Source organism: Enterococcus sp. NBRC 3427 (genome assembly GCF_007996925.1).
In the GTDB taxonomy this organism is placed as follows: domain Bacteria; phylum Bacillota; class Bacilli; order Lactobacillales; family Enterococcaceae; genus Enterococcus_B; species Enterococcus_B lactis.
The window spans coordinates 1-19,457 of the sequence record NZ_BJLL01000015.1 but is presented as its reverse complement, the minus strand read 5'-3'; the positions used below and the strand labels follow the sequence as shown (position 1 = coordinate 19,457).

21 protein-coding genes and 1 other annotated feature are annotated in these 19,457 nt (G+C 40.5%); of the genes, 16 read left to right on the top strand and 5 right to left on the bottom strand.

Annotated elements, in window-relative coordinates; genetic code table 11:
- The first annotated feature begins 2 nt into the window (after positions 1–2).
- The 8 genes from rhaD to ESP02_RS05270 all read left to right on the top strand — a co-directional run bounded on the left by rhaD (position 3) and on the right by ESP02_RS05270 (position 6,718).
- Positions 3–848 carry a rhamnulose-1-phosphate aldolase gene (gene rhaD, locus ESP02_RS05305; protein ID WP_002293380.1) on the top strand — a complete coding sequence of 282 codons (846 nt, stop codon included), beginning with the start codon at positions 3–5 and terminating at the stop codon, positions 846–848.
- A gap of 1 nt (position 849) precedes the next feature.
- Complete coding sequence (rhaM, locus tag ESP02_RS05300; protein ID WP_002293379.1) at positions 850–1,161, top strand: L-rhamnose mutarotase; 312 nt, start codon at positions 850–852, stop codon at positions 1,159–1,161.
- 81 nt (positions 1,162–1,242) lie between these two features.
- On the top strand, positions 1,243–2,394 hold the full coding sequence (gene fucO, locus ESP02_RS05295; RefSeq protein ID WP_002374262.1) for a lactaldehyde reductase: 1,152 nt from the start codon (positions 1,243–1,245) through the stop codon (positions 2,392–2,394).
- Between the two features lie 126 nt (positions 2,395–2,520).
- Positions 2,521–3,279, top strand: coding sequence for an IclR family transcriptional regulator (locus tag ESP02_RS05290; protein WP_002374264.1), 759 nt, complete (start codon positions 2,521–2,523; stop codon positions 3,277–3,279).
- A gap of 99 nt (positions 3,280–3,378) precedes the next feature.
- Positions 3,379–4,023, top strand: a complete 645-nt coding sequence (locus tag ESP02_RS05285; protein ID WP_002288242.1) for a bifunctional 4-hydroxy-2-oxoglutarate aldolase/2-dehydro-3-deoxy-phosphogluconate aldolase — start codon at positions 3,379–3,381, stop codon at positions 4,021–4,023.
- 6 nt (positions 4,024–4,029) lie between these two features.
- Positions 4,030–5,037, top strand: coding sequence for a sugar kinase (locus tag ESP02_RS05280; RefSeq protein ID WP_002374266.1), 1,008 nt, complete (start codon positions 4,030–4,032; stop codon positions 5,035–5,037).
- 15 nt (positions 5,038–5,052) lie between these two features.
- A complete protein-coding gene (gene kduI / locus ESP02_RS05275; RefSeq protein WP_002288239.1) occupies positions 5,053–5,895 on the top strand; it encodes a 5-dehydro-4-deoxy-D-glucuronate isomerase in 843 nt (280 codons plus the stop codon).
- Positions 5,896–5,914: 19 nt separating this feature from the next.
- Complete coding sequence (locus ESP02_RS05270) at positions 5,915–6,718, top strand: gluconate 5-dehydrogenase (protein ID WP_025478481.1); 804 nt, start codon at positions 5,915–5,917, stop codon at positions 6,716–6,718.
- Between the two features lie 116 nt (positions 6,719–6,834).
- Here ESP02_RS05270 and fni read toward each other — a convergent pair whose 3' ends face one another.
- From fni to mvk, 4 genes are read right to left on the bottom strand one after another with little or no spacing between them, the layout of a single operon-like run.
- A complete protein-coding gene (gene fni / locus ESP02_RS05265; protein WP_002374275.1) occupies positions 6,835–7,890 on the bottom strand; it encodes a type 2 isopentenyl-diphosphate Delta-isomerase in 1,056 nt (351 codons plus the stop codon).
- Complete coding sequence (locus tag ESP02_RS05260; protein ID WP_002374276.1) at positions 7,887–8,972, bottom strand: phosphomevalonate kinase; 1,086 nt, start codon at positions 8,970–8,972, stop codon at positions 7,887–7,889. The genes fni and ESP02_RS05260 overlap by 4 nt, the downstream gene beginning before the upstream one ends.
- A gap of 12 nt (positions 8,973–8,984) precedes the next feature.
- Positions 8,985–9,962, bottom strand: coding sequence for a diphosphomevalonate decarboxylase (mvaD, locus tag ESP02_RS05255; protein ID WP_002374283.1), 978 nt, complete (start codon positions 9,960–9,962; stop codon positions 8,985–8,987).
- Complete coding sequence (gene mvk / locus ESP02_RS05250) at positions 9,955–10,899, bottom strand: mevalonate kinase (RefSeq protein WP_002374286.1); 945 nt, start codon at positions 10,897–10,899, stop codon at positions 9,955–9,957. Before mvk ends, mvaD begins: the two co-directional genes overlap by 8 nt.
- A gap of 315 nt (positions 10,900–11,214) precedes the next feature.
- Here mvk and ESP02_RS05245 point away from each other — a divergent pair, with 315 nt between their 5' ends.
- Positions 11,215–11,874, top strand: a complete 660-nt coding sequence (locus ESP02_RS05245; RefSeq protein ID WP_002293362.1) for a deoxynucleoside kinase — start codon at positions 11,215–11,217, stop codon at positions 11,872–11,874.
- An 84-nt stretch (positions 11,875–11,958) separates the two neighbouring features.
- Positions 11,959–12,864 carry a magnesium transporter CorA family protein gene (locus ESP02_RS05240; protein ID WP_002313988.1) on the top strand — a complete coding sequence of 302 codons (906 nt, stop codon included), beginning with the start codon at positions 11,959–11,961 and terminating at the stop codon, positions 12,862–12,864.
- A gap of 1 nt (position 12,865) precedes the next feature.
- Here the strand turns inward: ESP02_RS05240 and ESP02_RS05235 are convergent, their stop codons facing one another.
- Positions 12,866–13,498 carry a pentapeptide repeat-containing protein gene (locus ESP02_RS05235; RefSeq protein ID WP_002374289.1) on the bottom strand — a complete coding sequence of 211 codons (633 nt, stop codon included), beginning with the start codon at positions 13,496–13,498 and terminating at the stop codon, positions 12,866–12,868.
- 150 nt (positions 13,499–13,648) lie between these two features.
- Positions 13,649–13,774, top strand: a sequence feature (ribosomal protein L20 leader region).
- 43 nt (positions 13,775–13,817) lie between these two features.
- Between ESP02_RS05235 and infC the strand changes: the two genes are divergently transcribed.
- The 6 genes from infC to ESP02_RS05205 all read left to right on the top strand — a co-directional run bounded on the left by infC (position 13,818) and on the right by ESP02_RS05205 (position 19,456).
- Complete coding sequence (gene infC, locus ESP02_RS05230) at positions 13,818–14,342, top strand: translation initiation factor IF-3 (RefSeq protein WP_002293357.1); 525 nt, start codon at positions 13,818–13,820, stop codon at positions 14,340–14,342.
- Positions 14,343–14,413: 71 nt separating this feature from the next.
- Positions 14,414–14,614, top strand: coding sequence for a 50S ribosomal protein L35 (rpmI, locus tag ESP02_RS05225; protein ID WP_002289309.1), 201 nt, complete (start codon positions 14,414–14,416; stop codon positions 14,612–14,614).
- A gap of 52 nt (positions 14,615–14,666) precedes the next feature.
- Positions 14,667–15,026 (top strand): 50S ribosomal protein L20, encoded by a 360-nt coding sequence (gene rplT, locus ESP02_RS05220; RefSeq protein ID WP_002293355.1) that lies wholly within the window; start codon positions 14,667–14,669, stop codon positions 15,024–15,026.
- 251 nt (positions 15,027–15,277) lie between these two features.
- Complete coding sequence (locus tag ESP02_RS05215) at positions 15,278–16,615, top strand: hypothetical protein (protein WP_002374292.1); 1,338 nt, start codon at positions 15,278–15,280, stop codon at positions 16,613–16,615.
- A 47-nt stretch (positions 16,616–16,662) separates the two neighbouring features.
- Positions 16,663–18,792: a hydantoinase/oxoprolinase family protein gene (locus tag ESP02_RS05210; protein WP_025478482.1), complete on the top strand. Its 2,130-nt coding sequence runs from the start codon at positions 16,663–16,665 to the stop codon at positions 18,790–18,792.
- Positions 18,767–19,456 carry a hypothetical protein gene (locus ESP02_RS05205; protein ID WP_002374305.1) on the top strand — a complete coding sequence of 230 codons (690 nt, stop codon included), beginning with the start codon at positions 18,767–18,769 and terminating at the stop codon, positions 19,454–19,456. Before ESP02_RS05210 ends, ESP02_RS05205 begins: the two co-directional genes overlap by 26 nt.
- Position 19,457: the final 1 nt, after the last annotated feature.

Genomic DNA, 19,457 nt, shown 5'->3' with positions numbered 1-19,457 from the left:
TATTGAAAAAAATAGATATTTTACAAGCGCCTTATGTGAAAGAAATGATTGAAACGACATCGAATCTTTATCGCTTGGGATGGGATGAACGAAATGGCGGGAATATTTCTTATTTACTCAAAGAAGAAGAAATCACACCGTTCTTGGATCCTGAAAAAGTGACCCGCCGCATCTCGATGATTTTTGATGCCAGCCGTTTAGCAGGATGCTATTTTATTGTAACTGGTTCAGGAAGATATTTTAAAAATGTAGCGAGCGAACCTGCCGAAAACCTTGGAATCGTTCGAGTTGCCGAAGATGGAAAAACTTTAGAGCTTTTGTGGGGGCTAGAAAATGACTGCCTTCCTACAAGCGAGTTGCCAAGTCATTTCATGAGTCATATCGCCCGTTTAGAAGTAGACCCAGATAATCGGATCGTTATGCATTGCCATGCTAGCCATTTATTAGCGATGAGCTTTACGCATGAATTAGACGAGCGTTCCTTTAGTCGTACGCTGTGGCAAATGTGCACGGAATGCCTAGTTGTTTTTCCAGAAGGGATTTCCATCATTCCGTGGATGGTTCCGGGAACAAATGAGATTGGGGAAGCAACAGCTGAAAAAATGAAAGAAACTCGATTGGTTTTATGGCCGCAACATGGAATCTACGGGTCAGGAAAAGACATGGATGAAGTCTTTGGTTTGATCGAGACAGCAGAAAAGGCAGCAGAAGTCTATACGTACGTCAAAGCGCAAGGACCAATCTTGCAAACAATCACAGATGAGAATTTGTGGCGCTTAGCAGATGCGTTTGGTGTTACTCCGAAAGCAGGTTATTTGGAGGAAGTTCATACGAAAGCAGGTGTCTGACATGGTGAAAAAAGCCTTTTGCATGAAAGTTTACCCAGAAAAACAAGAAGAATACAAAAAAAGACATGATGAACTTTGGCCAGAGATGCGCACAGCGCTTCGTGAACATGGGGTCATTGACTATTCGATCTATCTTGATCCGAGTACAAGTTTATTATTTGGTTACTTAGTGGTCGAAGATGAAGAGTTATGGGGAAAAATGGCAAATACACCGATCAATCAAAAATGGTGGAAATACATGGAAGATATCATGGAAACAAATCCAGATGCCTCCCCAGTCAGCCGTGAATTGACCCCAGTCTTTGAACTGTAGCAACAAGCAACTGGGCAACCGGTTGCTTGAAGTTCTTTCGTTTTTATTGTGAAAAATAATACAAATTAGGAGGAATAGAAAATGAGTAATCGAATGATTTTAAATGAAACATCGTATTTTGGAAAAGGAGCGATTGAGTCAATCGTTCCCGAATTTCAGCAGCGAGGATTCAGCAAAGCAGCTGTCATTACTGATAAAGGATTGATCGAACATGGCATAGCGACAAAAGTAACAGAGCTTTTGGATAATGCAGCAATCGATTATGTTTTATACGACGGGATCGTACCTAACCCAACGATCCAAAACGTAAAAGACGGAGTGGCTTTTGTTAAAGAGGCAGAGGCAGACTGTTTGATCGCAATCGGTGGGGGGTCGCCAATCGATACGGCAAAAGCCATTGGGATTATTTTGACGAATCCAGAGTTTTCAGATGTCATCAGCTTAGAAGGTGTTGCTGATACAAAAAATCCATGTTTACCTATCTTAGCTGTACCAACGACTTCTGGGACAGCAGCTGAGGTAACGATCAACTACGTCATCACAGATGAAGCAAATCACCGGAAATTCGTCTGTGTCGATCCTCATGATATCCCAATCGTTGCGTTCATCGACAGTGACATGATGATGGGAATGCCAAAAAAATTGGCTGCGTCAACAGGGATGGATGCTATGACGCATGCTATCGAAGGGTTGATTACGAAAGGCGCTTGGGAAATGACTGATATGCTGCATTTGAAAGCAATTGAAATCATTGGTCATTCTTTGGAAGCTTCTGTAGAGGGTGATCAAAATGGACGAGAAAAAATGGCGTTAGGACAGTATATTGCAGGAATGGGCTTCTCAAATGTAGGTTTAGGACTGGTACATGGGATGGCTCATCCGTTAAGTGCATGGTACAACATCCCACATGGTGTAGCGTGTGCAGCGCTCTTGCCAACGATCATGAAATATAACAAAGAATATACTGGAGAAAAATACCGTGAGATCGCTCTTGTACTAGGGCTCAAAGGTGCATCTGAAATGTCTTTAGAAGATGTAAGAGATGCGGCTTGCGGTGAGATTGATCGGTTAAGCAAAGCGGTTGGAATCCCAGCTACCATTTCTGAGTTAGGTGTAAAAGAAGCGGATATCCCAGCAATTGCAGAAGATGCTTTGCGAGATGTATGCACACCAGGAAATCCAAGAGAAACGACAGTAGAAGAAATCATTGCCTTATATCAAAGCTTGATGTAAAAACGAAGCGGATCTTTAACTTTGAGTTGCCTATAAAGAGAAATAGCAGTTTGTATCCGGTTATCTCTTTTAAATTGATGGTATTTCCGCTATAATTTTTCTTATAAAGAAATAGGAGAATATTATATGGAAAATAAAAAACCTTATGGAACTGTATTGATCAAAGCTTCTAAAATACTAGACTATTTAGCAGAAAATCCAGACATCTCTTTGCAGACGATCGCAAAGGGTGTGGAAATGACTTCTTCTACAGTCTTGAAAATACTAGATACTTTACTGATGATCGGCTACGTAAATAAAAATTCAGAGAAAAATTATCGTTTAGGTGCAAAGCTTATTCGCTACGCGAATAAAAACATTGAACAAATCGATTTGGTAGAACTGACTTTACCGTTTTTAGAACAGTTGCAGCAAAAAATCGATGAGACTATCCACTTAGGGGTATTGGACAACAATGAGATTTTGTACGTGAACAAACTAGATCCAAAACATCAAACGATCCGTATGTCTTCAAAAATCGGAATCACCCGACCATTATACAATTCTGCGATGGGTAAAGCCGTATTAGCAGAATTCAGTGAAGAGCAGTACACTGATTATCTTGAAAAACATCCGTTGATCCCTTACACGGAGTACACGATTACCAATGCCTTGCGTTTGAAAAAGGAAATCCAAACGGTAAAAGAAACCCACGTCGCATTTGACGATGAAGAAATCGAACGTGATATTTTTTGTATAGGAGCCTCAATCGTGAAAAACGAACAAATCATTGGTGCATTTAGTGTAAGTATGCCGAAATATCGTTTAACGGATGAGACAAAAGAACAAATAATCAGTGCCCTCAAGCAAACAAAAAGCGAAATCGAGCAAAGAATTCAAAAATAATGAAAAAAGCGTTTGCATTTTTTCTTTTCTGCCGTATAATATGGGTATAGATTTCCAAGTTATAAAATAAAATTTCTAAATAGGAAATAGGTGGAGAAGATGAAAAAAATTGATATTTTATCTCGATTGAAAAATGCCGGAGTGATTGCGGTCGTACGCGGAAAAAGTAAAGAAGAAGCTTTGAATGCTTGCCACGCAATCATCAAAGGTGGTCTAACTGGTATTGAGTTGACTTTTACAGTCCCTCAAGCGGATCAAGTAATCAAAGAACTTTTGTCATTCTACAAAGACCAACCAGAAATAGTGATTGGCGCAGGCACAGTATTAGACGCTGTCACAGCTCGCTTGGCTATCTTAGCTGGCGCAGAGTATATTGTTAGCCCTTCCTTTGATCAAGAAACGGCGGAGATGTGCAATCTGTATCAAATTCCTTACTTACCAGGATGTATGACTATTACCGAGATCAAAACAGCGCTGAAAAGCGGGGTAGATATCGTCAAACTATTTCCTGGAAGCGCTTATGGACCAAGTATCATTTCTGCCTTCAAGGCACCGATGCCTCAAGTCAATATCATGCCAACTGGTGGTGTGAGTCTGGACAATATGAAAGAGTGGTTCGATGCTGGTGTCGTAACAGTCGGAGTAGGTGGGAACCTTTTAGCACCTGCAGCTACAGGAGATTTTGACAAAGTAACGGAAGTCGCGCAACAGTATGCAGCAAAAATGAAAGAAATCAAGAGGTAACTGCTTATGGGAAAAGTAGTGACACTCGGAGAAATCATGTTGCGATTGTCCACAGAACAGGGAACCCGCATCGATTCAAGTGAACGATTCGCTGCCCATTATGGCGGAGGGGAAGCAAACGTAGCAATTTCTTTAGCTAATTACGGACATGACGCGGTTTTTGCTACCAAAGTACCTGATAACGCATTGGGAAAAGCAGTCAAAAAGCACTTGCAATGTTATGGAGTAGATACGAAACAGGTATTATCTGGCGGGCCAAGACTAGGTACTTATTATATGGAAACTGGTAGTGGCGAACGCGCCGCCTCAGTGATCTATGATCGTGCCGGATCAAGCTTTGCTGAAATGGATCATTTGGAATGGTCGCTAGAGGAGTTATTCCAAGGAATAGATATATTTCATGTTTCAGGAATCACCCCAGCTTTGTCTAAAAAATGGCAAAAAATGACGAAACAAGTGATAGAAGCTGCAAAAAAAGCCGGCTGCCTGATTAGCTTCGATATCAACTATCGCGGGAAATTATGGACACAGCAAGAAGCCAGCGAAGTGATCCATCAGCTTTTACCTTTAGTAGATATCTGTTCAGCTGGAAAAATGGATGCTCTTTATTTGTTAGGTATCGAGAAAGCGCCAGAAGCAGAAGAACAACCGCTGATTTATTATTATCAAAAAATGCAGGAAAAGTTCCCGAATATTCAGGTGTTTTATTCGACCAAACGTACCGTTCATTCAGCAAGTGAAAATGAATTGAAGGGGACATTGTGGATGAACCATGAATATGTGGAATCCCAAGTCCATAGAATCACCCCGATCGTGGATCGAGTAGGTGGCGGGGATGCTTTTGCAGGTGGTGTGCTCCATGGGATTTTATCCAATATGCCCCCGCAAGAAATCATTGATTTTGCTACGGCAGCTTCTGCCTTGAAGCATACGATCCATGGGGACTGCAACCGATTCAGTCAAGAAGAAGTCGCACAATTTTTAGCATGCGGCTCTGGAAAAATCATTCGATAGAAGGAGTAGAAGAAAATGCAAGAAATGGAAACACGTTATACACACAGTCCAGAAGATATCCGTCATTATTCAACGGAACAATTGAGAAAAGAGTTTTTAGTAGAAAAGGTATTTGAACCAGGAAAAATCAGTTTGACTTATACACACAACGATCGAATGATCTTTGGTGGCGTGACACCTACTGAAAAAGAATTAGAAATCACATTAGACAAAGAACTAGGTGTTGATTACTTCTTAGAACGCCGTGAACTAGGTGTGATCAATATCGGTGGACCAGGATTCATCGAGATCGATGGGCAAAAAGAAGAAATGAAAAAACAAGACGGCTATTATATCGGAAAAGAAACACGACATGTCGTATTTTCTTCTCAAGATGCTGAAAACCCAGCTAAATTCTATATTAGTTCTGTTCCAGCTCATCATAAATATCCAAATGTAAAAATCAGTATCGACCAAGTAAAACCAATGGAAACTGGTGAAGGTCTGACATTGAATGAACGTAAAATCTATCAATACATCCATCCAAATGTATGCGAAAGCTGTCAATTACAAATGGGTTATACGATTTTAGAACCAGGAAGTGCTTGGAATACGATGCCTTGTCATACACATGAACGTCGTATGGAAGCTTATGTCTACTTTGATTATGCCAATGAAGATACACGTGTGTTCCACATGATGGGCAAACCAGATGAAACAAAACATTTAGTCGTAGACAATGAACAAGCCATTATTTCACCAAGCTGGTCGATCCATTCAGGTGTAGGTACAAGCAATTACTCATTCATCTGGGCAATGTGCGGAGAAAACATCACCTATACAGACATGGATATGGTGCAAATGGATCAATTAAAATAAGCATAAGGGAGAGAAAATGATGGAATTTAATATGGATATGTTTCGTTTAGATGGGAAAGTAGCATTAGTCACCGGTGCTGTCTATGGTATTGGATTTGAGATTGCACGCTCTTTAGCTACAGCAGGAGCAAAAATCGTATTTAATAACTTGAATCAAGAATCAGTTGATGAAGGTATAGCGCATTATAAAGAAGCGGGCATCGATGCAAAAGGTTATGTCTGTGATGTAACCGATGAAAAAGCGGTTCAAGCAATGGTTCAGCAAATCAAAGAAGATGTAGGTTCAGTTGATATTTTAGTCAATAATGCAGGGATCATCAAACGGACACCGATGATCGAAATGGATGCGGCTGACTTCCGTCAAGTAATTGACGTGGATTTAAATGCTCCATTTATCGTTTCAAAAGCAGTTATTCCAGATATGATCGAAAAAGGCGGCGGTAAAATCATCAATATCTGTTCCATGATGAGTGAATTAGGACGCGAAACAGTCAGTGCTTATGCTGCGGCAAAAGGCGGATTAAAAATGCTGACGAAAAACATCGCTTCTGAATACGGTCAATACAATATCCAATGTAATGGAATTGGACCAGGTTATATTGCTACACCGCAAACTGCTCCATTACGCGAAACACAAGAAAACGGTGAACGTCATCCATTCGATCAATTTATCGTTGGACGTACGCCAGCAGCACGTTGGGGCGAGCCAATCGATTTGGCTGGACCATCTGTCTTCTTGGCTTCTAGCGCATCGGATTTCGTTAACGGCCATGTCTTGTATGTAGACGGAGGCATACTTGCCTATATCGGAAAACAACCTTAAACGAGGTTTAGTACACTGTTTAGTGGAGAGGTTATGAAATCAGCAGCTTGAACGAATACCGAAGGACAGCTGATTAAATATCATTTATCCAAAAAAAGGAGTATGACGTAAATCAGTCATACTCCTTTTTCTGTGCGTCTTCCATACTTCACTAAGTCGATCCCTCTTGCTTCACACCAATCCTTCACTGGACCGGAAAAGATGAGAGATTGTTGGTGGAGGGTCGCGGTATTCGTTGCGCCGACCATGGTATAAAGCAGACGAAGTTCCTCTTGCCATTGTTTCATCAGCATAATAGTTTCTTCCACGCCATGATTCATCAGATGAGTCAATACAGTTCCTGAAGTGCCCACTGCCTTTGCGCCGAGACAAAGGGCTTTAAATATGTCATAGGCATTGCGGATACCTCCGGAGGCTAGGATTTCCATAGAAGTGTCTGCTTCATTTGCTTCAAGCAATGAGGCGACTGTCGATTGCCCCCAATCAGCTAGATAATTCAGTTCTCGCTTGGAGCGACGGGCGTTTTCAATCTGGGTGAAACTTGTCCCACTTCGACCGCTGATATCAACTGTATGAACCCCTAAAGAAGCTAAATCATTGATCGTTTCTCTTGTCATGCCAAACCCGACTTCTTTTACGATAAGGGGAACGTCAATGGCTGTTTGAATCTCTTGGATAAGTGCTTTCCAGTTAGTAAAATCACGGTCTCCCTCAGGCATGACCAACTCTTGAGGTGCATTCAAATGAATCTGTAGGGCATCTGCGTGAAACAATCGAATAGCTTCTTGGGCTCTTTCGACAGAAGTTCCTGCACCGATGTTGGCAATGATTTTCCCGTGAGGATATTCTTGTCGCATAATTGTATAAGTATCGGCTAAAGAAGGGTCCTTCAAGGCAGCGCTGACTGAACCAGTGGCAATCATCAAATCTGCTTCTCTTGCGACGATTGCAAGGTCTTGATTGATTTTTTTTGTTTTTTCGCTTCCGCCAGTCATCGCATTGATATAAAACGGGCTGCTTAGTGTAAACCCAGCTGCCTGTGTACTTAGATCGACATCAGCAACTGCTGTTTGCGGCAAAGGGTTATGAATGACCCGTACGAAATCAAATTCATTTTTTTGCTTATCATGAAAGGCTTTAGCTAGTGAAACATGTTCATCTTTTCGATTCATCGGTTTTCCTTTCTTTGATCGCTATAGACATGTAACGGTAGGGGGGTGATCTCTGCTTTTTCCCATGCACTCATTAAAGGAAGGATGCCAGATTTCTGATCAACGATCACGATGCCGCAATCCCCACCACCTGCACCAGAAGACTTTGCAGCCCCTTCATACTGTTCAGCTAAATTACATAATTTATTCAAAGCAGGCGTTTCGATAACAACCCCGGTGATAGCCGATAAATCATGCAGTAATTGTCGGTTTTTTCGAATCATCTGTTGGATCAACGTAACATTATCTTCTTTAAACCCTTTGATCATTTCGTTGACGCATTCTGTACTGTTTTTTAAGAAAAGCTGATAAGCCACCATTTTATCTTCTCTCGAACGGTGAACTTGATCAACCAAATCAGAAGTAGAGGCAGGGCTACCCGTCCAACCAATCAATAAACGTAGATCTTCAGGAGCAATCAATGGCTCAATTGAGAGACCTGGCCAATCCATGGCAAGTAACTCACTGATGGAATGCTGAGTTTCTTGTTCTTGAAGCCAAGGATGGTCGAAGGTCGAGAAGGCGATCCAGCCACCATAACAGCTAGCAGCGATGTCGCCGCAAGAACCATTATCTTGAACTGCTAAATTGGCTAGTGCTGCAATCTTGAAAATCTCTAGCTGAGATAAATTCAATGCGTAAAAAACATTCAAGGCTTTGACCGTTGCAACAGTAACGGCGCCGCTAGAACCTAATCCGTATTTCCGACCATTTGAACTGTCTAGCTCGCTTGTTACTTTCAGATCATAAAAGGATAAAAGAATGTTTTTTTCTTGTGCATACTTTTCAGTCAATCGAATAGCGGCAAGGATATAATGAAAAGGATTTTCCCGAATATCTAAAACTAATTCCCCATTACGTCTTGTCCAACGTACAGGCATCCCACTATATTGTGCAGATTGGATACTTCCGACTTTTCGTGCGGACTCTACAGTGACTGTCACGAATTGATCGACTGCAGCGATAACTGCCGGATGACCTGTTTCAACAACTGCATATTCTCCGGCAATATAGAGTTTGCCTGGTGCAGATACTTCAATCATAAAAATCTCCCTTTATTCAATAATCGCAATTCCTGGACCAGCGTGGGCAGTAATTACTTGTTCTTTGCTAAATAATTTGGTAAATGTTTCTTGTACCTCAGATAAATGGCTGTTTTCCACTAAAACTTTGACATTAGGGCCAGCATCCATCGTAAAGTAGCATGGAATACCTTGCTTTCTCAATTGTCGCACCGCATCCATCGCTTTTAAGCTGTCAGGAGACCAGTAAGTGAAAGGTGGTTGGGCAGCTAAAGTCGTTCCGTGCATTTTTAGTCCGTTTCTTTCCATCGTTTCTCCGAGAAGTTGGAAATCTTTTGTTTTGATTGCTTGTTTCAATTGATATAGATCCCCTTCAACGGAATCTAACCAGCCTTGATAAAAACTGGATGTTTCGACTGTCCGACGCATGCCATTTCTGCTAGACACTTCTTTTTTCTGGTCGTTGATCAAAATGAAAACCATTGCTAGCTCGTCTTCGAAAGAATCAGAAGGGACTGGCTTGGCATAAGAGCTTAAGTCATCATGACCTTTTTCCCATTCGACGAAACCACCAAAAATACTTCGGCAAGCTGAACCAGACCCGCGTCGAGAAAATCTTGAAAGAGAAAGATCGTCTAATCCAAGCTTAAGAGCAGTATTACAAGCTCCTGCTAAAGCAGCTAGCCCGCTAGCAGAGGATGCTAATCCGGCTGCGGTAGGAACGAAATTCTGACTGATTACTGAAGCTTTTAGTGAGATGCCGGCTTCTTTACGAAAAAGGTCAAGAAACTGACTAACTTTTTTTGTTGCTTTTTCGTCTTGCAAGGTGTCATCTAGATAAAATTCATCTGCTATATAGCTATCAGAAAAGATGACTTCTGTTTCGGTATAAAATGCATCCAATGTCAACGAAAGACTGTTGTTCATCGGAAGGATGAGTGCTTCATTTTTCTTACCCCAATATTTGATTAGGGCAATGTTGGTATATGCGCGTGCTTTGCCTTTAAACATAGGTATGTACTCCTAATCCTTGTATCCAAGTTTCAGCCGCACCCGCATCTTCAAGTGCTTGACTGATTTCTTGGGCTTTTGTTTTTGTTTGTGCTAATGCAATCATGCAGCCACCGCGTCCACCGCCAGTTAATTTGGCACCTAATGCGCCGGTATCTTTAGCTGTTTGGATCAGTAAATCAAGGAAATCGTTGCTGATCGTCAGTTTTTCCAGAAGTGATTGTGATTCATCCATTGTTTGAGCTAACATTTCTGGTGAATTTTCAATGATTGCTTGCTTCGCTTGCTTTGTCAAGTATCCTAATTTTTGGATCATTTGTCCAGTTTCATGTGGTTGTCTTTCAAACAGGTGAGCGACATCTTTGACGGCTTCTCTTGTTTGTCCTTTGATTCCTGTATCAGCGACAATCAAAAAAGCATCGATATTCAAAGAAAAATAATCAAAAGGATGCCCTTTTGTAAAATAAATTGGTTGCAAGCTGCTAGTAGCGGCTGCATCGATCCCACTAGGATTGCCATGTGCGATTTTTTCCGAAAGTTGTACATTCTCTAATAGTATTTCACGAGACAAAGGGAGTGCTAAGTAATCATAAAAAGCACGAGTAACTGCTGTGGCGACCGCAGCACTTGACCCCATTCCACGTTCAGCAGGAATCGTGCTTTCGATGGTTAGTTGCAAGTTTTTATGGATATCATGCTCTTTTTTTAAATGGATGAATAATTTTTTGATATTTTTTAATGTATGAGGAGCTTCGGCTAAATTTCCTGAATAGTAGGAAGAAACCAATTGATCGTCCATTGCATCCAGCTCTTCAAGGAATGCGGTGACTTTTGTTGCATAAAAAGGAAAGGCAATCGCCGGTTCTCCATAAACAACCGCGTGCTCGCCCATCAAGATAATCTTTCCGCTTGATTCTCCTTGGCCATAGTTTGCCATAATCTAACTCCTTCTCACGTAAAAGTGATTTTTAAGCAAAAAATAAAGCGCCCAAAACGAGTTGCGCTGCTTCACGAAATTTTTTGTCCGCTAAGGGTCTCAAAAAACATTCCTTCTTTATTTTACTAAAATCATCCCAGAAGTAAAACTAAGAATACGTTTTCTAAAGGAAAAACCCTTTTTTCTTAAGAATTTTTTGACCTTTTTTCTTTTTTGACTAGAAAAAAATACAATTGACACTACTAGATATTGGGGGTATATTTAAAAAGGTTGGAGTTAAACACAATATTTAGTGATGAAGTGAGCTGGAGGTAAATGAGCGTGATCGTTTTAGCAGGTACAATTGGTGCCGGAAAATCAAGTTTGACAGAAATGATGGCTGAACACTTTGATAGTCAGGCATTTTATGAATCAATTGATGATAATGAAGTCTTGCCCTTATTTTATGCAAACCCTGAACAGTATGCTTTTTTGCTGCAAATTTATTTTTTGAATAAACGTTTTGCAAGCATCAAACAAGCAATGAAAGATGACAATAATGTATTGGACCGTTCGATTTATGAAGATTCGCTGCTTTTCCATCTAAATGCAGATCTAGGAAGAGCGACGGAAACGGAAGTTCGTGTGTATGATGAACTGCTGGAAAACATGATGGAAGAACTGCCCTATGCTGCCCATAAAAAACACCCGGATTTATTAGTTCATATTCGTGTATCTTTTGATACGATGCTAGAACGGATCGAGAAACGTGGTCGTTCGTATGAACAATTGTCCTTTGACCCAAGTCTGTACGATTATTACAAAGAATTGAACAGACGGTATGATCAATGGTATGAAGAATACAAAGAAAGTCCAAAAATCCAAATCGATGGAGATCGCTATAATTTTGTGGAAGATCCTCAAGCAAAAGAAGAAGTCTTGAAAATGATCGAAGAAAAATTAGCAGAAATCCGCCAAACTGAATTAGCCATTTGATTTAAAGCTACTCAAAAAAAGGATGCTCCTTTATTTGAGTAGCTTTTTTCTTTATACTAGAAACAAATATCAGGAGGATGGAGTATGCGGGAAAAACACTATTTTAATCAAGAACGTAATTTTTGGATCAATATACAGCAAGATGATGTGCTAGCTGTTAAAAATTTAAAAGAAGAATATGGCATCAGCGATGAGATGCTGACTTATTCTCTAGATAAAAATGAGCGGGCACGCGTAGAGTATGACTCTTTTGATGAAGCGTTACTACTTGTATCAAATGTCCCGCACCAACAAAAAGTCGATAATCATTACGAAACTAGTCCTATCGCTTTTATTTTAAAAGAAGATGGTTTGTTTACATTTACCACGCCGAATACCGAGTATGTGATTCGACTGATTCGATCACTTTTGGAGCGAATGCCAGACATGAGTGTATACAGTTTATTGTTTCGTACATTATTTTTAATTTCTGATTCCTTTTTTCCTTTAATCGAGGAAGTAAATAGCGAACGTCAACGGCTCAACCTAAAGTTAAGGGAAAAAACAACAAACAAGAATCTACTGCAACTTTCAGATTTAGAGATCGGTTTGGTTTACTTAGTTACAGGAACAAAACAAAATGTAGTACTTTTGGAACAAATCAAGGCATTAGCCATTTATCGCAAGTTGTCAGAAAAGGAAAAGGAAGAGTTGGACGATGCACTGATCGAAGCACGACAAGCAGTTGAAATGACGAACTTAGCTTCGCAGATTTTAGATCAGCTTTCTGGCACTTATAATAATTTACTGAATAACAATTTAAATGACACGATGAAGTTTTTGACTGTCTGGTCGCTGATCTTGACTGTACCGACTATTGTGACAGGATTTTTCGGGATGAATCTTAAGCTACCATTTACCCATTCCGTTTTCGGATGGGGAATCGCCTTGATCATCAGTCTGGTTTTATCTGTTTGGATGCTCATTGCACTATGGCGGCGGATTCGTTGATCTAGTCTTTGATCTGCAAACCAAGGGCTTGAGCAATCACAAGTGCTTGCTCCTGATTGACGATCAGTCCTGCCAAATAATCTTGAGATAAAGCAATGGCAGTGAAGAAATTAGTCGTAAAGTCTAATCTCTTCAGAGAAGTTCGGAACCAATTCGAACCAGTTAACTGATTGTCAGACAAAAAAAGATTTTTCCAAGTGACCTCATAAAATTCGCTGTCTTCTAACTGGCAATGATCGAAGGATACGGCTTTCAAGTTTGTGCTGCTAAAGGAAGCCATCGAAGCAATGCAGTCAGTGAAAGTGCAGTCTCTAAGATAACTTTCGGCAAAATTCGTACCTGTTAATTTACATTGATGAAACACGACTTGGTGGAAACTGCCACCAATCCACTCCAGATTGGACAAATCACACTTTTCAAAAATGACATTACTGCATTCAAAATGACGTAAAGCTGTTTTTTGCATGGTCAGTTTTTGGACATGACTCTCTCTTAATACCATATTTTTGGCATCAAGATAGCTTTGATCACCTCCATTGATCAGAAGACCAGAGAGGATTTCTTCATCTTCTAAATAAAAATCTCCTTTTGTCAGAGGAGGAAGAGAAGGTGGGATAGGTTCGATTTTTTTCATTTGGATTCACCTCGTTTTTCTTTAGTATAGCAAAGAAGCGGGAATCACTGCTAGAAAGTCTGCTAGACCAATCATTTTCAGAAAAGGAAGAAAAACTGTATGAAAAACATTGACAGAAGGATTGGTTTTTGCTATACTATGATGGTTGAGAAATAAAAGCAGAAGCACCCGCTTCTCGCCTTAGTTGATAATGTCACTGGGCTAGATAGTTTTCACTGGTTCTATTAGGTGAAGTACGCGCGGGTTCTGTAAGAGAACTCGTTTTTTTATTGCCGTTTATTCGGTAAGCTTTTCTTTCTCTCATAATATTTGGAGGTGAATGACCATAGCAAAGGATATGATGGTTAACGACGGCATTCGTGCACGAGAGTTACGATTGATCGGTTCAGATGGTGAGCAATTAGGAGTTAAGACAAAAGCAGAAGCATTGAATATTGCAGAACAAGCAAACTTGGATCTTGTGTTAGTTGCCCCTGGTGCGAAACCACCAGTTGCGCGAATCATGGACTACGGTAAATACCGTTTCGAACAACAAAAGAAAGACCGCGAAGCGCGTAAAAAACAAAAAGTGATCAATGTAAAAGAAGTTCGCTTAAGTCCTACGATCGACTTGAATGACTTCAATACAAAACTTCGTAATGCACGTAAGTTCTTGGAAAAGGGCGATAAAGTGAAAGCTTCTATCCGTTTCAAAGGCCGTGCCATTACCCATAAAGAAATTGGTCAAAAAGTCTTGAATCGCTTAGCTGAAGAAACTGCTGATATTGCAACAGTGGAACAAAAAGCGAAAATGGACGGACGCAGCATGTTCTTGACGCTGGCACCGAAAAACGACAGTAAGTAATTTGAATGACTAACTGGCTGTTGGACAGCCGATAGTCGGATAACGAAAGATTTTGAGGAGGAAATATAGTCATGCCAAAACAAAAAACACACCGCGGATCAGCAAAACGTTTCAAACGTACTGGTAAAGGCGGATTGAAACGCTTCCGCGCGTTTACAAGTCACCGTTTCCACGGCAAAACAAAAAAACAACGCCGTCAATTGCGTAAAGCAAGCATGGTTTCTAGTGGCGACTTCAAGCGTATTCGCCAACAACTAGCAAAAATGAAATAAGAAGTACAAATAACAGAATCTGAAGATTTATTTTTATTAGGAGGAATTATACATGGCACGTGTTAAAGGTGGAACAGTAACTCGTAAACGTCGTAAAAGAGTGCTAAAATTAGCAAAAGGTTACTACGGTTCAAAACACACTTTATTTAAAACAGCAAAAGAACAAGTAATGAATTCATACAACTACGCATATCGCGATCGTCGTCAAAAGAAACGCGACTTCCGTAAATTGTGGATTGCTCGTATCAACGCAGCAGCTCGTATGAATGGCTTGAGCTACTCAAAATTAATGCACGGTTTGAAAGTTGCTGAAATCGACATCAACCGCAAAATGTTAGCTGACTTGGCTGTAAACGATGCAGCAGCATTTACTGCATTGGCTGACCAAGCAAAAGACGCTTTGGCTAAATAAGCTAAACAATTATAAAGAGGAAAGAAGATAACGAAAAGTTATGTTCTTTCCTCTTTTTTTGTTTACAATTCTTCACCATATAAAACGGGATAACAACGTATAAGTCTAAAATAGCATAATTAAGGTTTTTTAATTGAAATCCGAACATTTATGGTCATCCTCTAATGAAAGCGCTAACTGAATAAGTTAGAATGAACTTGACTGATATATTAGTTTGCTTATCAGAAAAATAAAATGGACGGAGGAATAACATGAGTGATATTATTATTGGTATTTTGTTAGTTATCTCATTCTTTTTCATGGTCTGGTACTGTGTAAAGGGCTACAATTTGATGGTCGGTTTTGCCATCATGGCGACTGTATGGATGGGATTAGCGCTAGTCGGAAACACGTTTTCGCCGAACCCAGCGATGGAAGGGCAAGGAGTAATTGATGTATTGACGCATATCTATACGACTGGACCTGCTGAGTACGCCAAATCGATCTTGGTAAATGTCTTCTTTGGTGCCTTTTTCGGGCGTGTTCTAGTAGATAGCGGGATAGCAGCCACACTGATTCGTAAAGTAGTCGAACTTGGAGGGGACAAACCAAGAATCTCGATGAGTTTGCTGTGTGTTGTAACCGCTGTTATATTCATGTCGATGACAGGAATTGGACCAGTGATTTCTATCGCAGTCATTGTTTTACCGATCTTGATGTCTTTAGGAATCTCAGTACCGGTTGCGTTGTTCTCATTTATGGGCTCGATCATGGCTGGGATCTTTGCTAATATCGTCAACTTCAAACAGTATCAAACGATTTACGCTGGTTTCAACCCAGCAGCTGAAAGCTACACTTATAACGACTATTTCCAAATCGGTATGATTGGGATGGTTGTAAGTTTAGTTGTTGTACTAACGGTGGCTAATATATCAATGAATAAAAAGAAACGCTATGCAATGGCAGCAAACGTACCGGCTGAAGGCGGCGACGCACCAATGATCTCATGGTTAGCCGTATTATTACCAGTTTTAGGGGTCGTTTTGTTAGATCTTCCAATCATCTTAGGTTTTATTCTAGCAGGTATTTGGGCATTGCTGTTTACTGGAAAATTGCGCGGAGGTTATAAAGAAATCTGTCGTCAATTTGCAAAACTATTTACAGATGGCGCAGTCGATGTCGCACCAATGGTTGGTTTCTTGATGACCTTAGCGATGTTCAATAACTCAGCTGCGTACGCTTCTCCTTATTTTTCAGCTATTTTCGGAGATTTGATACCGCAATCACCATTAGTCTTGGCAATCGTATTTGCTATATTGACACCACTAGGATTTTTCCGCGGTCCAATGAATCTAGTCGGTTCAGGATCAGCTATTTTAGCTGTTGTATTAGCTGTGAACCCAACAATGTCGCCAGCCTTTTTGTTCCCATTGTTTGCAATCACAACGATTGCCCCTCAGCATTTAGATATTACACAATCTTGGGTCGCTTGGGGATTAGGGTATACAAAAGTAACGTCTCGAGAATACATGAAGAAATCCATCCCAACTGGTTGGATCATCGGTGTGATCTTATGTTTGATTACATTCTTCTTGTACGGGAATGCCTAGTAAACAAAACGTCGATAGAAATGATTAGATGAATGGAGGAAAAGAAAATGAAACGTTTTGTGCGAATGGGAATTGATGTCGGTGGTACGCATACGAAAGCAGTGGCAATTGATAATGCGACACATGAAATCATCGGAAAGTCTTCAGTGAAAACGACCCACGATGACGTTCGTGGGGTAGCTGCAGGAGTCGTTCAATCTTTTCAAAATTGTTTGCGGGAAAATAATATTAGTCCAGAAGACGTTGTTTTTGTTGCACATTCTACTACGCAAGCGACGAATGCGCTGATTGAAGGGGACGTAGCAAAAGTCGGTGTAATCGGAATGGCAAAAGGTGGATTAGAAGGTTTTTTAGCAAAACGACAAACTAGATTGAACGATATCGATTTAGGGAATAAGAAAAAAATAGAGATCGTCAATGCATTCTTACCTGTCAAACACTTAAATGTAGACCGTGTTTCAGAAACGATTTCTTCTCTAGAAAGAGAAAGAGCGGAAGTCTTGGTTTCTTCTATGGCATTTGGAGTAGATAATGGGGAACCAGAACGGGTCGTTTATGAAGCAGCATCGGTAAAATCGATCCCTACAACGATGGCTTCTGACATCACAAAATTATATGGATTGACAAGAAGAACTCGGACAGCAGCAATCAATGCGTCTATTTTACCAAAAATGTTAGATACGGCAACATCGACAGAAGACTCTGTACGAGAAGCAGGGGTCAATGTCTCTTTGATGATCATGCGCGGAGACGGCGGAGTAATGGAAATCAATGAAATGAAAAAACGACCTGTTTTAACCATGCTTTCCGGTCCAGCAGCATCAGTCATGGGCTCTTTGATGTACTTGAGAGCGTCTAATGGTGTTTATTTTGAAGTAGGCGGAACAACAACCAATATCGGGGTCATTAAAAATGGACGTCCAGCAATCGATTATTCAATTGTAGGTGGTCACCCAACATATATCTCTTCATTAGATGTTCGGGTTCTAGGTGTGGCAGGCGGTTCGATGGTACGGGCCAATCAGTCAGGAATTATCGATGTCGGTCCACGTTCTGCACATATTGCCGGTTTAGATTATGCAGTATTTACGGAGACAGAAAAAATCAAAGGTCCTAAGGTTGAATTTTTCTCTCCTAAAGAAGGAGACCCTGCTGATTACGTCAAGGTAGTGATGGAAGACGGAGAAGAAGTGACTATTACAAATACATGTGCAGCCAATGTCCTTGGATTAGTGCAAGAAGAACATTTTTCTTATGGAAATGTCCCATCTGCACGAAAAGCCATACAGGCATTAGCAGACTATTGTCATACGACGGTTGAAGACATCGCAGAGCAGATCATGGAAAAATCCTATGCTAAGATTGAACCAGTGATTTTAGAATTGGCAGACAAGTATCATTTGGAGAAAGATCAGATTTCTCTTGTAGGTGTAGGGGGTGGCGCTGCCTCTTTGATTACTTACTTCAGCAATAAAATGGGTCTGAAATATTCCATCCCTGAAAATGCTGAAGTGATCTCTTCTATTGGTGTAGCACTTGCAATGGTCCGAGATGTTGTAGAACGTATCATTCCTTCACCAAGTAAAGAAGATATCCGATCATTGAAAAATGAAGCGATGAATAAGGCGATTGAATCAGGTGCTACGCCAGAATCGATCGAAGTCCACGTAGAAATCGATCCACAGACTTCAAAAGTAACGGCTATCGCTACTGGTTCTACGGAAGTGAAAGCAACCGATCTAACCAAGGAGATCACAACAGAAGAAGCACTAGAGCTTGCTGCAGAGGATATGCGATTAAATAAAAATGAAGTTTGCTTATTGGAAAATACACCTTTCTTTTATGTATGCGGCGAACAGAATCGTTCAAAAAATGCTGGAAGTCTTCGGATCATCGACCAAAAAGGATTTATCAAGGTCCAACGTGGACATGCTTCTTGTCTGAAAACAACTGCAGCTAATTATATGGCAGCAGTCGAACAACTTTGGGAAGATATGGCAGTTTATCAAACGGAGTTGATCGCCCGACCAGAATTTTATCTCTGTTTAGGAGCAAGAGTCTCTGATTTTACAGCGACGGATCTGGAACAACTACAGCTTTTGATGGATCTGGAAGTATCTACTATGGAACCAGAGGAAGAAGTGATCGTCGTTGCCGGAAACATCAAACAAACATAAGTTAGAAGAGTTACTAAACGAATTACAACAGATCCCCGAAGAAATTTGGGGATTCTACCAGTTTCGGAGAGATTTGTTTTGGAAAAAGATCCCTTTGTCCAAGCAGAAAATCCTCATACAACAATCAATCGATTGTGGTATCGAAACGGCATGTAGCATCAAAAAAAAGTACCCTTTTGCCGATGTAGGAGAAATTTGTGAACAAATGGCTGTTCCAATCGTTTCCTGTGAATCAGAGCAAATAAACGAACGAATCACTTTTGCAACTTATGCAGAAGATGAAGGGATCCGATTGATGACAGAGCCGTTAGAAAAATTAAAATGTTCAGGACTTACTTTGATCTCTAAAGAAACAGCGCAAGCTTTGATTATTGGACATGAACTATTTCACCACATTGAAGCTTCTTTTAAGGGGATTTATACTCAAAACGAAAAAATTGTGCTATGGCGGCTGCCTTTTTATACACACCAATCAAACATTCGTGCGTTGAGCGAGATAGCAGCGATGAGTTTTTCAAAAGAGATGAATCAAAGCCGTTTTTCGCCTTATGTATTAGAGGCAGTCTTGCTTTGGCCATATAATGAAACGCGTAGCCAAGGGATTTTTGAAGAAATAAAAGAAATAGAAAAAAGATGTGCGGAGTATGATTTTGCTCACAAATAAA